This is a genomic window from Streptomyces flaveolus (genome assembly GCF_000716535.1).
GTDB lineage: Bacteria > Actinomycetota > Actinomycetes > Streptomycetales > Streptomycetaceae > Streptomyces > Streptomyces flaveolus_A.
The window spans coordinates 100,064-113,255 of the sequence record NZ_JNWV01000010.1 but is presented as its reverse complement, the minus strand read 5'-3'; the positions used below and the strand labels follow the sequence as shown (position 1 = coordinate 113,255).

General features: G+C 74.9%; 11 protein-coding genes and 1 pseudogene. 8 read left to right on the top strand and 4 right to left on the bottom strand.

Annotated features, from left to right (window positions below; genetic code table 11):
• Window positions 1-32 precede the first annotated feature (32 nt).
• From OO52_RS12465 to OO52_RS52605, 4 genes and pseudogenes are all read left to right on the top strand, one after another.
• Window positions 33-431 (top strand): 6-pyruvoyl trahydropterin synthase family protein, encoded by a 399-nt coding sequence (locus OO52_RS12465; RefSeq protein ID WP_030643386.1) that lies wholly within the window; start codon window positions 33-35, stop codon window positions 429-431.
• On the top strand, window positions 428-1,609 hold the full coding sequence (locus OO52_RS12460; protein WP_030643385.1) for a glycosyltransferase family 4 protein: 1,182 nt from the start codon (window positions 428-430) through the stop codon (window positions 1,607-1,609). The genes OO52_RS12465 and OO52_RS12460 overlap by 4 nt, the downstream gene beginning before the upstream one ends.
• 721 nt (window positions 1,610-2,330) lie before the next feature.
• On the top strand, window positions 2,331-3,389 hold the full coding sequence (locus OO52_RS49565; RefSeq protein WP_420711386.1) for a class I SAM-dependent methyltransferase: 1,059 nt from the start codon (window positions 2,331-2,333) through the stop codon (window positions 3,387-3,389).
• A pseudogene (locus OO52_RS52605) lies at window positions 3,386-4,420 on the top strand (lysylphosphatidylglycerol synthase transmembrane domain-containing protein); the annotation flags it as partial. The gene OO52_RS49565 and the pseudogene OO52_RS52605, both read left to right, overlap by 4 nt.
• A gap of 200 nt (window positions 4,421-4,620) precedes the next feature.
• On the opposite strand, the gene OO52_RS47145 reads toward OO52_RS52605, so the two are convergent.
• A complete protein-coding gene (locus OO52_RS47145) occupies window positions 4,621-5,397 on the bottom strand; it encodes a creatininase family protein (RefSeq protein ID WP_106971976.1) in 777 nt (258 codons plus the stop codon).
• A 38-nt stretch (window positions 5,398-5,435) separates the two neighbouring features.
• Between OO52_RS47145 and ribA the strand changes: the two genes are divergently transcribed.
• The 4 genes from ribA (at window position 5,436) to OO52_RS12425 (ending at window position 9,552) form a co-directional block, all read left to right on the top strand.
• Complete coding sequence (gene ribA, locus OO52_RS12440) at window positions 5,436-6,107, top strand: GTP cyclohydrolase II (protein WP_030643381.1); 672 nt, start codon at window positions 5,436-5,438, stop codon at window positions 6,105-6,107.
• Between the two features lie 90 nt (window positions 6,108-6,197).
• A complete protein-coding gene (locus tag OO52_RS12435; RefSeq protein ID WP_030643379.1) occupies window positions 6,198-7,343 on the top strand; it encodes an NAD(P)/FAD-dependent oxidoreductase in 1,146 nt (381 codons plus the stop codon).
• Complete coding sequence (locus OO52_RS12430; protein WP_030643377.1) at window positions 7,340-8,398, top strand: saccharopine dehydrogenase; 1,059 nt, start codon at window positions 7,340-7,342, stop codon at window positions 8,396-8,398. Before OO52_RS12435 ends, OO52_RS12430 begins: the two co-directional genes overlap by 4 nt.
• Entirely contained in the window at window positions 8,395-9,552 is a 1,158-nt protein-coding gene (locus OO52_RS12425; protein ID WP_030937419.1) for a saccharopine dehydrogenase C-terminal domain-containing protein, read from the top strand. Before OO52_RS12430 ends, OO52_RS12425 begins: the two co-directional genes overlap by 4 nt.
• A gap of 9 nt (window positions 9,553-9,561) precedes the next feature.
• Here the strand turns inward: OO52_RS12425 and OO52_RS12420 are convergent, their stop codons facing one another.
• The 3 genes from OO52_RS12420 to OO52_RS12410 form a co-directional block, all read right to left on the bottom strand.
• Window positions 9,562-10,785 carry a serine hydrolase domain-containing protein gene (locus OO52_RS12420; protein WP_030643373.1) on the bottom strand — a complete coding sequence of 408 codons (1,224 nt, stop codon included), beginning with the start codon at window positions 10,783-10,785 and terminating at the stop codon, window positions 9,562-9,564.
• Between the two features lie 404 nt (window positions 10,786-11,189).
• Window positions 11,190-12,560: an MFS transporter gene (locus tag OO52_RS12415; RefSeq protein WP_030643371.1), complete on the bottom strand. Its 1,371-nt coding sequence runs from the start codon at window positions 12,558-12,560 to the stop codon at window positions 11,190-11,192.
• A complete protein-coding gene (locus OO52_RS12410; RefSeq protein WP_030643369.1) occupies window positions 12,557-13,141 on the bottom strand; it encodes a TetR/AcrR family transcriptional regulator in 585 nt (194 codons plus the stop codon). Before OO52_RS12410 ends, OO52_RS12415 begins: the two co-directional genes overlap by 4 nt.
• Window positions 13,142-13,192 lie beyond the last annotated feature (51 nt).

The following is a 13,192-nucleotide window of genomic DNA, read 5'->3' as shown; positions in this document are numbered from 1 at the left end:
GACCAGACGCGCCGCACCTGGAGGGTCGTCCGTTGTTCAGCATCACCGTCCGCGATCACATCATGATCGCCCACAGCTTCCGCGGCGAGGTCTTCGGACCCGCGCAGCGCCTGCACGGCGCCACGTTCCTCGTGGACGCGACGTTCCGCCGCGAGCAGCTGGACGAGGACAACATCGTGGTCGACATCGGCCTGGCCACGCAGGAACTGCGTACCATCACCGCGGAGCTGAACTACCGGAACCTGGACGACGAGCCCGAGTTCGCCGGCGTCAACACCTCCACCGAGTTCCTGGCCAAGGTCATCGCCGACCGGCTCGCCGAGCGGATCGGGAAGGGCGCCCTCGGCGAGGGCGCCAAGGGCCTCTCCGGGATCACCGTCACGCTCCACGAGTCGCACATCGCCTGGGCGAGTTACGAGCGTGGCCTGTGACCGACCTGACCGTGGAGCGGGCCCGCCTCACGTACGTGCCCGCGCAGCCCAGCGCCGCCCCGAACGCCGGAATCATCCCCATGTCCCTGCGCAGTGTGCACTTCGTGATGCCTGGCGGCGTCGACGACCCGGCCGCGCCCAGCGGCGGCAACGCCTACGACCGCCGGGTCTGCCTGGACCTGCCCGGCTTCGGCTGGCAGGTCACCCGGCACGCCGTGCCCGGCACCTGGCCGCGCCCGGACGCCGCCGCCCGCGAAGCGCTCGCCCGCACGCTCCGGAGCCTCCCGGAGGACTCCGTCGTCCTCCTCGACGGCCTCGTCGCCTGCGGGGTTCCGGAGACCGTCGTCCCCGAGGCGCGGCGCCTGCGCCTCGCGGTCCTCGTCCACCTCCCCCTCGGTGACGAGACCGGCCTGGACCCGGCCGTCGCCGCCGACCTGGACACGCGCGAGCGGGCGGTGCTGCGGGCGGTGCCCGCGGTGATCGCCACCAGCGACTGGGCGGTCCGCCGGCTCGTCTCCCACCACGGACTCGCCCCCGACCGGGTGCACGTGGCCGCGCCGGGCGCCGACATCGCGCCCCTCGCACCCGGCACCGACGGCGTCTCCCGGCTTCTGTGCGTGGCCGCCGTGACCCCGCGCAAGGGCCAGCACCGGCTGGTGGAGGCGCTCGCGTCGGTCCGTGACCTGCCGTGGACCTGCGAGTGCGTCGGCGGCCTCGGCCACGACCCCGCCTACGTGACCCACCTGCGGGAGCTGATCGCCCGGTACGGCCTCGCCGACCGCCTGCACCTGACCGGCCCCCGCTCCGGCGCCGAGCTCGACGCCTCCTACGCCGCCGCCGACCTGATGGTCCTCACCTCCTACGCCGAGACCTACGGCATGGCGGTCACCGAGGCCCTCGCCCGGGGCATCCCCGTCCTCGCGACCGACGTCGGCGGCCTGCCCGAGGCGGTCGGCCGCGCCCCGGACGGCGGGGTGCCCGGCATCCTCGTCCCGCCGGAGGACCCCGCCGCGCTCGCCGCCGAACTCCGCGGCTGGTTCGGCGAACCCGACGTGCGCCGCCGCCTCAAGGCCGCGGCCCGCGGCCGCCGCGCCGCCCTCGACGGCTGGGCGACCACCGCCCGCAGCCTGGCAACGGTCCTCGGCCGCCTCCCGGAACCACCGAGGAGGACGGCGTGAGGGGGCACGGGAACGGGGGCGGGAAGCCGGCTCCGGTCCGCTCGCGGACACATGGGCGGCGCGACTCCGCTTCCGCCTCCGTCGGCGACCGGGGACGGGGAGCCCGTACGGGCAGGGTGCGGGGCGGTGAGGCCGTGCCGGTCCGGTCGGGTACGGGGCGGGTTGATTCCGGTTCGGCCGGGGGTCGGTGGCAGGGAGTGCGTATGAGCGGCTTGGGGGACGGCGAGGGCGTGCCGGTCTCGTCCGGTGCGGGGCGAGTTATTCCCGGTTCATCCGGCGACCGGGGACGGGGAGCCCGTACGGGCAGGGTGCGGGACGGTGAGGCCGTGCCGGTCCGGTCGGGCGCGGGGCGGGTTGATCCCGGTTCGGCCGGGGGCCGGTGGCGGGGAGCCCGTATGAACGGCTTGCGGGATGGCGAGGCCGTGCCGGTCCGGTCGGGTACGGGGCGGGTTGATTCCGGTTCGGCCGGGGGTCGGTGGCAGGGAGTCCGTATGAACGGCTTGCGGGACGGGGAGGGCGTGACGGTTCGGTCCGGTGGGCGCGAGCGGGTGTCGGTCGAGTCCGGGCCCGGTGGAGGGGAGTCCGTATGAGCGGGGTGCGGGACGGTGAAGCGGTGCCTGTCCGGACCGGTTCGGATGGGCTGGTTCCGGCTCAGCCCGGGCCCCGGGCGGGCGAGTCCGTGCGGAGAGTCGCGCGTGCGCGGAGCGAGGAGGTACTGGGCGTGGAGATCGTGGACACAGGGCTGGGCGCGGAGGCGGTCGGCGGAGAGACCGGTGCCGGGGGCCCTTCCGGACCGGGGGAGCGCGGCGGCACGCCGAGGACCGGGCCGACCGGAGCCGGCGGCTCCGCCGGCGACCGTGGTGCCGATCCGGTCATCGCCGGTGCCGGGCCCGTGGCCCCTCCGGGCGAGCGGGCCACCGTACGGCTGCGGGACGACGACCCGCAGGAGCCCCCCCGGTACGCGCCCGAGTGGCTGCAACTGCGGGAAGGCGCCGACGCGGCGGCCCGCGCGCAGGAACTGCTCGATCCGCTGCGGATCCGGCTGGCCGACCTGCCGGGCCGGTCCGGTGGAGTGGTCGTGCACGACCTGGGCTGCGGCACCGGCTCGATGGGCCGCTGGCTCGCGCCCCGCCTCGACGGCGCCCAGCACTGGATCCTGCACGACCGCGATCCCTACCTGCTGCACTTCGCCGCCGTGAGCTCCCCGCGCTCCGCCGCCGACGGCAGCGGCGTCACGGTCGAGACCCGGCGCGGTGACGTCGCCCGGCTCACCCCGGACGCGCTGGCCGGGGCCTCGCTGGTGACCGCGTCCGCGTTGCTCGACGTGCTCACCCGGGAGGAGATCGAGGCCCTGGCGGACGCCTGTGCGGGCGCCGGCTGCCCGGCCCTGCTCACCCTCTCCGTCGCGGGACGCGTCGAACTCACCCCGGCCGACCCGCTGGACGCCGAGATCGCCGAGGCGTTCAACGCCCACCAGCGGCGCGCCGGGCTGCTCGGCCCGGACGCGGTCACCGTGGCCCGCGAGGCGTTCGCCGAGCGCGGGGCGACGGTCCGGCTGCACGCGAGCCCGTGGCGGCTCGGCGCCGACGAGGCCGCGCTGACCGAGCAGTGGCTGCGCGGCTGGGTGGGCGCGGCCGTCGAACAGCGGCCGGAACTGGGCGACCGGGCGGAGCAGTACCTGGGCGCCCGGCTCGCCGCCTGCGCGGCCGGCGCGCTCCGGGTCACCGTCCACCACACCGACCTGCTGGCGCTGCCCCGACCGAGGGGCGCAGCGGCGTGAGCGGGAGGACGACGGCGGCGGGGACGCGGGTGCCGGCGGGGGCGGACACGGACACGGGCACGTACGCGCGTACGGCCCCGGCGGAACCGGCACGCACGGCATCTGGGCCGGCTCCTGCGCGCACAGGCGTCCGCGCGGAGCGTCTGCGTCCCGCGGCCGTGCGGCCGGACCCGGCACCGGCGCCCCCGCAAGCAACCCCCGCCCGCCGGCGCGGCAACTCCCGAGCCCTCCGGACCCACATCGGCACCCTCGTCGGAGCCGTCATCGTCACCGCGCTCCTGTGGCGGCTCGGTACCGGGGCTCTGCTGGACGGGCTGCGGCGGATCGACGCCGAGACGGTGCTGGCGGCGCTGGGCATCGGCGTCGTCACCACCGTGTGCAGCGCGTGGCGTTGGCAGGTCGTGGCCCGGGGCCTGCGACTGCGGTTGCCGCTGGGCCCGGCCGTGGCCGACTACTACCGGGCGCTGTTCCTGAACGCGGCCCTGCCGGGCGGGATCCTGGGCGATGTGCACCGCGCGGTCCGGCACGGGCAGAGCGCGGGTGACGTGCGGCGCGGCGTGAAGGCGGTCGTGCTGGAGCGGGTCGCGGGGCAGATCGCGCTGACCGTGGCGGGCGCGGCGGTGCTGCTGACCCTGCCGTCCCCGGTGCGCGCCCAGGCCCGTGGCTTCGCCCCGCTGGTGGCGCTGGCCGCCGTCGGCGCACTGGCCGTCGTACTCGCCGTCCGGATGAACCGTCCGCCGGACCGCCGGCACGGCGCGCTGCGCAAGATGCTCGGCGAGGCACACCAGGGACTGGCGTCCCGGCAGAGCGGCCCGGGTGTCGCGCTGTCCTCCGCGGTCGTCCTGGCCGGGCATCTGGTCATGTTCGTCGTGGCGGCCCGGGTGGCCGGCTCGGCCGCACCGGTCGCGGTGCTGCTGCCGCTCGCCGTGCTCGCGCTGCTGGCCATGGGACTGCCCCTGAACGTCGGCGGTTTCGGCCCCCGTGAGGGCGTCACCGCGTGGGCGTTCGGCGCGGCCGGGCTCGGCGCGGACACCGGAGTCGCGGTCGCCGTCGTCTACGGCGTACTGAGCTTCGTGGCGAGCCTGCCCGGCGCCGTGGTGCTGCTCCGGCGCTGGTACGAGACCCTGCGCACCAAGCCCGCCGCGGCGTTCGGCACCCCCGCCCCCGACGACCGCCCGCCGACCGGGGCCGCCCCCACGGGTCCCGGTCGGCAGGCGGTCGCCGGCCAGGGTCAGTCCCGGTCCGGCGCCGAGGTGAGCAGCGCGAAATACGGGTCGAAGGATTCCGCCAGGCTCGCCAGCAGTTCCTTTCCCTTTTCCGCCGAACCCAGCGAAGGACGGCCGATGACGCCCGATTCGGTATAGGCGGACATTCCCACGGTGAGCAGATGACGGCGGTCGTCGGCGACGAAATCGGCGGACTCGTGACCAGGGCGGACGAATTCGGGGTGAGCGTGCAGCAGAATCGAGGTCTCGATTTCTCCCGCGTGCATGTCGGTGAGCAGCGAGGTGACCACCCCGGCCCGCTCCCGCGCCGCCTCCCAGTCCTCGGCGGCCGGGAACAGCGCCATCCGCTCACCGCGCGCGGAGGCCTCCTGGACGACGTTGCCCAGCACGTAGTTGCCGCCGTGCCCGTTGACGACGACCAGCGCGTCGACGCCCGAGCGGCGCAGCGACGCCGCGATGTCCGAGACCACCGCGTGGAGGGTCACGGCGGAGATGCTGACGGTCCCCGGCCAGGCCGCGTGCTCGTGCGAGCAGGAGACCGTCACCGGAGGGAGGAGGTGCACCGGGTACGCGGCGGCGATCTCCCGCGCCACGGCGCAGGCGACCAGCGTGTCGGTCGCCAGCGGAAGGAACGGACCGTGCTGTTCGAAGCTCCCGACGGGAAGGACGGCGACCTGTGCTGACACGCCCGCCCCCCGGGTCCGTACGTCCTGCGTGGTGTCCGTCGGCACCACGCCGCTCACCACCCCGTACGCCGCCGTCCGCGCGCCCGAACCACTCATCTTTTCACGGCCTTTCGTCTCTGCTTAGGAATCAGATCATGACAGAAAACACCGGCGTCGACATCGGCGTACTCGGCAAGAAGTCCCCGCGGCGTTCCGGCGCGGAACGCGTCGTGAATGCACCGCTGCCCACCGTGTACGGCGAATTCCAGGCGATCGGTTACCTGGACCACGACCGCGGTGACGAGCAAGTGGCCCTGGTGTACGGCGATATCGGCAGCGAGAACGTGCTGACCCGGCTGCACTCGGAATGCCTGACCGGGGACGCGTTCGGCTCCCGGCACTGCGAGTGCGGGGACCAGCTCGAGGCCGCCATGCGCGCGGTGGTCGCCGAAGGCAGCGGCATCGTCGTCTACTTGAGGGGACACGAGGGCCGCGGCATCGGTCTGCTCGCCAAGCTGCGCGCGATGGCGCTCCAGGCGGAGGGCCTGGACACGGTGGAGGCGAACCTCGCGCTGGGCCTGCCGGTCGACGCCCGCGACTACGGCGTGGCCGCCGAGATCCTGCGCGACCTCGGGGTGCGCTCGGTACGGCTGATGTCCAACAACCCGCGCAAGCGGGAGGCGCTGGTCCGGCACGGCGTCCAGGTCGCCGAGCAGGTGCCGCTGCTGATCGAGCCGTGCGAGAGCAACATCACGTACCTGCGGACCAAGCGGGAGCGGATGGACCACCACCTGCCCCATCTGGACGCCGTCGCCCACGGCTCCTGACACGTCCGGTTCGGCGGGCCGCCGGGTGGACAGGATCAGGGACGGTCGTGATCCGCGCGGTGGGACGGAAGCGGTGAAGGAGACGGCGGCGTGAACCTTCGGGCCGAGGTGGTCATCGTCGGCGGCGGGGTGATGGGCACGAGCATCGCCTGGCACCTGGCACGCGCCGGCGTGCGGGACGTCGTCCTCGTCGAACGGGACGAACTCGCCGCCGGCTCCACCTCGAAGGCCGCCGGGGGAGTGCGGGCGCAGTTCTCCGACGAGCTGAACATCCGGCTCGGTGCGCGCAGCCTGGAGGCGTTCGGCCGGTTCCCGGAGGAGGTCGGGCAGGACATCGGACTGCACCGGGTCGGCTATCTGTTCCTGCTCTCCACGCCCGGACAGGTGGCCTCCTTCGAGGCGGGAGTGCGGCGGCAGAACTCCCTCGGGGTGCCCAGCCGCCTGCTCACCCCCGAGGAGGCCCGCCGCCTCTCCCCGCTGATCAGCACCGACGGCCTGCTGGCCGCCGCGTACTCCCCGGACGACGGCCACTGCACCCCGGAGGCCGTCGTCCACGGCTACGCGAGCGCCGCCCGCGCCCACGGCGCCCGCATCCTGCGCCACACCGAGGTCACCGGCATCGAACTGCGCGGCGACACCGTCACCGCCGTCGGCACGACCCTCGGCCGGATCGAGACCGGCACGGTGATCTGCGCGGCCGGTGCCTGGTCCCGGGCGGTCGGCGCCATGGTGGGCGTGGAGCTGCCGGTACGGCCGCTGCGCCGGCAGATCGCCGTCACCGGACCGGTGCCCGGCCTGCCGCCCACGCTGCCCATGACCATCGACTTCACCACCAGCCTCTACTTCCACCGCGAGGGCCCCGGCCTGCTGCTCGGCATGTCCGACCCGGACGAGCGGCCCGGCTTCGCCACCGACACCCACGACCGGTGGATCCCGCGGCTCGCCGAGGCGATGCGGCAGCGCGCCCCCGCCCTGCTCGACCTGCCCCGCACCGGCGGCTGGGCGGGCCTGTACGAGAACACCCCCGACCACAACGCCCTGATCGGCGAGGCGCCCACGGTGTCCCGGTTCCTGTACGCGACCGGCTTCTCCGGGCACGGCTTCCTCCAGGGGCCGGCCGTCGGCGAGGTGATCCGCGACCTGTACCTCGGCCGCGTACCCTTCCTGGACATCAGCCCCCTGAGCGCCGGCCGGTTCGCGGCCGACGCCCCGCGCCCGGAGGCCAACCTGGTATGACCGAGCTGCACCTGTGGCTGCGCCACGAGCCCCGTACGACCGAACGGCGCACGCCCGTCGTCCCCGCCGACGCCCGCCGCCTGGTCGACAGCGGGGTCGCACTGACCGTCGAGGAGTCCCCGCAGCGGATCTTCCCGACCGAGGAGTACGAGGCGGCCGGCTGCCGCCGCGCCCCGGCGGGCTCCTGGGTGGCGGCACCCCGTGACGCCGTGATCCTCGGCCTCAAGGAACTCCCCGACGAACCGGCCGAGTTGATCCACCGGCACGTCTTCTTCGGGCACGCCTACAAACAGCAGCCGGGCGCTGCCGAGCTGCTGCGCCGGTTCGCGGCGGGCGGCGGGGCGCTGCTGGACCTGGAGTACCTGGTGGACGACGAGGGCCGTCGGCTCGCCGCCTTCGGATACTGGGCGGGCTATCTCGGTGCCGCGCTCGCCGTGCTCCAGCACCGGGGCCGGCTGACGGCACCGCTCACCCCCACGACGAAGGACGACCTGGACGCCGTACTGCGGCCCGCCGTCGGGGACACGGAGTTCACGGCGCTGGTGATCGGCGCCCTCGGGCGCAGCGGACGGGGCGCGTCGACGGCCTTCCGCACGGCGGGCGTCGAGGCGACCCGCTGGGACCTGGCGGAGACCCGCGACCTGGACCGGCGGGCCCTGCTCGGGCACGACGTGATGGTCAACGCGGTCCTCGCCACCACCCTGGTCCCGCCGTTCCTGCGCGCGGAGGACCTGGACTCCCCGGCCCGCCGGCTGCGCACCCTGTGCGACGTCACCTGTGACGTCGGCTCCCCGTTCAACGTCCTGCCGGTCTACGACCGTACGACGGACTGGACCGAGCCCGTGCGCCGGCTGCGCAAGGAGCCGCCGCTGGACCTGATCGCCATCGACAACCTGCCGTCCCTGCTGCCCCGGGAGTCCAGCGTCGACTTCTCGGCGGCCCTGCTGCCGCTGCTGCTCGCCTTCGGCCCGGGCGGCGCCTGGGGCCGCTGTCTCGACCGGTTCCACCAGACCTGCCGTGAACTCGGCATCGAGGGAGGGGAGTCGCACCCATGACCGACCGTGTCCCGGCGAGCGGAACCGTGCACTGGGTCGGCGCCGGACTGTCCACCGGCAGCGGGCTCGCCGGCCTGTGCCGTACGGCCGGCCGCGTCCTGCTGTGGCACCGCACCGAGGACCGCGCGGCCCAGGCGCTGGCCGGCCTCGGCCTGACCGGACGCGCCGAACCCCGCGCCCTGACCGCCCCCGCCGCCCTCGCCGCCGCGCTGGAGCCCGGCGACGTCGTGGTGTCGATGCTGCCGGCGCCGGAGCACGCGGAGCTGCTGGCCGTCTGTATGCGGGCCGGGGCGCACTTCGCCTGCTCCAGCTACGTGTCGCCGCAGCTGCTGGCGCACGCGGAGGCGGCACGGGCGGCGGGCGTGGTGGTGCTCACCGAGGCCGGCCTGGACCCGGGCATCGACCACCTCTTCGCGCACAGCCTCATCGGCCGGGCCCGGGCGCGCGTCGGCGAGCACACCCCGGCTTCCTACCGGCTCACCTCGTACTGCGGCGGTGTCCCGGCCGTGCCGAACGACTTCCGCTACCGCTTCAGCTGGGCGCCGCTCGGCGTACTGGGCGCCCTCCGCTCGCCCGCGCGGTACCTGGAGAACGGCGTCGAGACCACGGCCGACCGGCCCTGGGAGGCGACCCGGCCGCTCGTCCTGGACGGCGAGACCTTCGAGGCCTACCCCAACCGCGACAGCATCCCGTTCATCGCCCAGTACGGCCTGCCCGCCGCCTGGACCCCGCGCACCTTCGTCCGGGGCACCCTCCGGCTGGACGGCTGGCTGAAGGCGTGGGAGCCGGTCTTCGAAGAGCTGACGACGGGCGACGACGAGCGGATCGCCGCGCTGGCACGGCGGTTGGCGGCCGCCCACCCGACCACGGACGCCGACCGCGACCGGGTGGTGCTCTCCGCCTCCCTGGAGGTCGACGCGGGCGAGGGCAGGCCGTGGACGGGCGCCTACCTGCTCGACCTGACCGGTGACGCCGAGGAGTCCACGATGGCCCGCTGCGTCTCCCGCCCGCTCGCCCTCGGCGTCCGGCACATCCTGGACGGCAGCCTGCGGGCCGGTCTGCACCGGGCGGCGGAGACCGCCCAGCGCGCGGACCGGTGGCTGGCCGAACTCGCCGACGAGGGACTGGAGTTCACACTGACCCTGGGCCAGTAGGCCCCCGGGTCAGTCCGTCACCGCCTCGTGCACCAGCCGCCGCAGCTCGGGGAAGACCTTCAGCTTCTTCGGGCGCACCTGGCTCATGAACTGCACGGTCAGGTCGTGGTCCGGGTCGACCCAGAACGCGGTGGTGGCAACGCCGGTCCAGCCGTACGTGCCGAGGTGGGACGGGGCCAGGGTGCGGGCCGGGTCGGTGACGACGGAGACGTTGAAGCCGAAGCCGAGGCCGTCCATGCCCGGTTCCTGGTGGACGGGGGCGCCGAAGGAGCGGATGGTGGCGCCGCCCGGGAGCTGGTTGCGGGTCATCAGGGCGAGCGTCTCCGGGGCCAGCAGCCGTACCCCGTCCAGCTCGCCGCCCCGGCGGAGCAGCTCCATGAGCCGGTGGAAGTCGTACGCCGAGGACACCAGGCCGCCGCTGCCGGACAGGAACCGGGGCCGGCCGCGCACCGGCAGACCCGGCACCGGCTCGATCCCGCCCTCGTCCGTCTCGCCGTACAACTCGGCCAGTCTGTCCGCCTGTTCGGCCGCGATGTGGAAACCGGTGTCGGTCATGCCGAGCGGGCCGAGGATCCGCTCGGCGAAGAACGCGTCCAGCGGCTGCCCGGACACCACCTCGATCACCCGGCCCAGCACGTTGGAGGCGACCGAGTAGTTCCACTGGGTGCCCGGATCGAACTGCAACGGCATGCGCGCGTAGACCTCGACGGTCTCCGCGAGGTCCTTGCCCGGCGGCACCGAGTACTCCAGGCCCGCCTCGCGGTAGAGCGCGTCCACGGGGTGGCGGTAGTAGAAACCGAAGGTCAGGCCCGCGGTGTGGGTGAGCAGGTGCCGGATCAGGATCGGTCCGGCGGCCGGGCGGGTACGCACGTCGGCGCCCGAACCCTCCACATACACGCGGGGGTCGGCGAAGGCGGGCAGATGGCGGTCCAACGGGTCGTCGAGGGACAGCCGGCCCTCCTGCACCAGCATCAGCACCGCGACGGCGGTGACCGGCTTGGTCATCGAGTAGATCCGCCACAGCGTGTCCGGTTCGACCGGCAGCCCGGCGGCCACGTCCCGCAGTCCGTACGTCGTCAGATGCGCGACCCGGCCGCCGCGGGCCACGGCCACCAGGAAGCCGGGCAGGCGTCCCGCGTCGACGTGCTGGGCGAAGTGCCGGTCCAGGCGGTCCAGCGCCCCGGCGTCCAGCCCCGCCTCCGCCGGCTCCACATCCTGTCGCAGCTGTCCCATCGCTCTCCTCCGGTCGCGTCGTCCCCGATGCGTCCCGACTCCCGCGCGGGCCCGCACCCACCTCTCATCGTCGCGCAGGACCGCTGGTCCGGAGGGGGCCATCCGAGGAGTATGTGATCGATTCGACGTGGGGGGGAGCCAGGGGAGACGGCGCCGGCGGGCGGGGCCGGTGGGTGCGTGCGGCTGCTCCCGACGGGGCGGGGCGAGGGCCGGTGGGTCGCGTCGTCATGGGGTGTCCGGGTCCCCGCGGGGCCCCTCATGGAGCGTCTCGAATTGCCGCGGGCATCCCTCTCAGCGCCGCGGAGGAGCACCGGCCGGTGACGGGGGGCGTGGCCGACGGGGCGGGGAGGGGGCCGGTGGGTGCGTCGGTCAGGGTGCGTGGCGGCTTCCTGTGGCGGCGTTGGTCATGGTCGCGGAGGAGCAGCGGCCCGGCTCGGTGCCTCCGGGGTGTGGGGAACCGGGGGCGTGGCCGCTGCCGACGGGGCCCGACGTGCGCGGGTGGGCAGCGCGCGGGTCGCCGGCAGGGCGAGGGCGGTCAGGGCCGCCAGGGTGAGCAGGGTCGGTCCGGTGCCGGCGCTCAGCAGCGCGGTCGCGCCGGCCACGCCCACGGCGGGGCCGACGTTCAGCGCGGTCTGCTGCAACCCGCCCGCGACCCCGGCCACCGCCACCTCCGCCCGCCGCACGATCACCTGGGTAGCCGCCACCATCACCGTGCCGAACCCGGCGCCCAGCAGCGCGAACCCGCACCCGAGCGCGGGCGTGCCGGTGGCCCCGGACAGCACCAGGACGCCGAGCGCGAGCACCGCCGTGGCCCCCGCCGTCGCCGCCCGCGCACCGCACCGGCGCAGCAGGGCGGGGCACAGCGACGCCGCCACCACCATGAGCACGGCCAGCGGCAGGCTGCGCAGGGCGCTGTGGAACGGGTCGAAGCCGAGGTGGCGCTGGAGGACGTACGTGGCGACGAACAGCGTGCCGAACAGGGACGCGGAGACGGCGACCAGGATGCCGAGCGCCGCCCCGACCGCACGCGAGCCGATCACCTCGGGCGGCAGCAGCGGGCTCGCCGTACGCCGCTCGTGCCGGACCAGGACGGCGGCCGTCACCCCGGACAGGGTGAGGCCCGCCCCGGAGACCGGCCGTGCCGTGACCGCGTACACCAGGCCGGCCAGGGTCACCGCGAGCAGGACGGCCCCGGGCAGGTCCAGCGGGGTCCGGGCGGGTACCGGGCGCCGCTCCGGGCGGAGCAGGGCGGGCAGGCCGAAGCCGAGCGCGGGCAGCACGTTGACGAAGAACACCGCCCGCCAGCCGAGACCGGTCACCAGCGCCCCGCCCACCAGCGGACCCGCTGCCGCCGCCAGCCCGATCGCGGCGGTCCGCACGGCCAGCGGCGACGCGAGCCGGTCCGGCGGGTAGGCGGCCCGCAGCATGCCCAGCGTGGCCGGCTGCAACAGCGCCCCGAACACGCCCTGCGCCGCCCGCAGTCCGATCACCCATCCGACCCCGGGCGCGAGGCCGATGCCGACCGAGGCGGCGCCGAAGCCCAGCATGCCGAGCCCGAACACCCGCCGCTGCCCGTACCGGTCGCCGAGCCGCCCCGCGAACACCAGCAGGCTCGCCACCGCCACCAGATAGGCGGTGCTGGTCCACTGGACCTCGGCGAACGACGCGCCCAACTCCCGTTGCAGACTGGGTTGCGCGACGGTGAGGACCGTACCGTCGAGCGCGACGACCACCGCGCCCGCCACGCTGCTCGCCAGTGTCCAGGGCCGGTTCACCGGCCGCCCCCGGGGCCGCCGAGGTACGCGGCGAGGACGGTGTCGAGCAAGGGGCCGAAGTCCTCCTCTTCCAGGGCAAGTTGCAGGCTGCGCCAGCGCCAGAGCTGGGCCGTTCCGTGCAGGTTCGCCCACAGGGCGCCCGCCACCCGCCGGGCGTCGGCCCCGGGGTCCGCGTCGCCGATCAGCCGCGCCAGCAGGGTGAACAGCGGAAGGCTCGAGTCCCGCAGACCCAGGTGACCGCTCTCCAGCAGATCATGACGGAACATCAGCTCGTACATACCGGGACGCTCCAGCGCGAACTCCAGGTATGTCCGTGCCAGCGCCGCCACTTGGGCGCGCGGCCCCCCGGTCTCCCGCTCCAGCGCCGCGTGCGCCCGCCCGGCCAGCTCGGTGAAGCCCCGCCGGGCGATGGCGGACAGCAGTTCCAGGTGGGTGGGGAAGTAGCGGCGCGGCGCCCCGTGCGACACGCCCGCGCGCCGGGCGATCTCCCGCAGGGTCAGCGCCTGCGGGCCGTCGGTGGCGAGCAGCTCCACGCCCACGTCCACCAGCCGGGCCCGCAGGCCCGCGTCGGAGTCAGTCATAGACAGTGTCTACCAGGCCTCGGTAGACACTGTCTACCGAATCCTCGTCGG

Bases quoted from the DNA above. Each gene is read 5' to 3' on its own strand.
- OO52_RS12420 (WP_030643373.1), bottom strand. From the start codon at position 10,785: ATGGGACAGCTGCGACAGGATGTGGAGCCGGCGGAGGCGGGGCTGGAC.
- OO52_RS47145 (WP_106971976.1), bottom strand. From the start codon at position 5,397: ATGAGTGGTTCGGGCGCGCGGACGGCGGCGTACGGGGTGGTGAGCGGC.
- ribA (WP_030643381.1), top strand. From the start codon at position 5,436: ATGACAGAAAACACCGGCGTCGACATCGGCGTACTCGGCAAGAAGTCC.
- OO52_RS12410 (WP_030643369.1), bottom strand. From the start codon at position 13,141: ATGACTGACTCCGACGCGGGCCTGCGGGCCCGGCTGGTGGACGTGGGC.
- OO52_RS12425 (WP_030937419.1), top strand. From the start codon at position 8,395: ATGACCGACCGTGTCCCGGCGAGCGGAACCGTGCACTGGGTCGGCGCC.
- OO52_RS12430 (WP_030643377.1), top strand. From the start codon at position 7,340: ATGACCGAGCTGCACCTGTGGCTGCGCCACGAGCCCCGTACGACCGAA.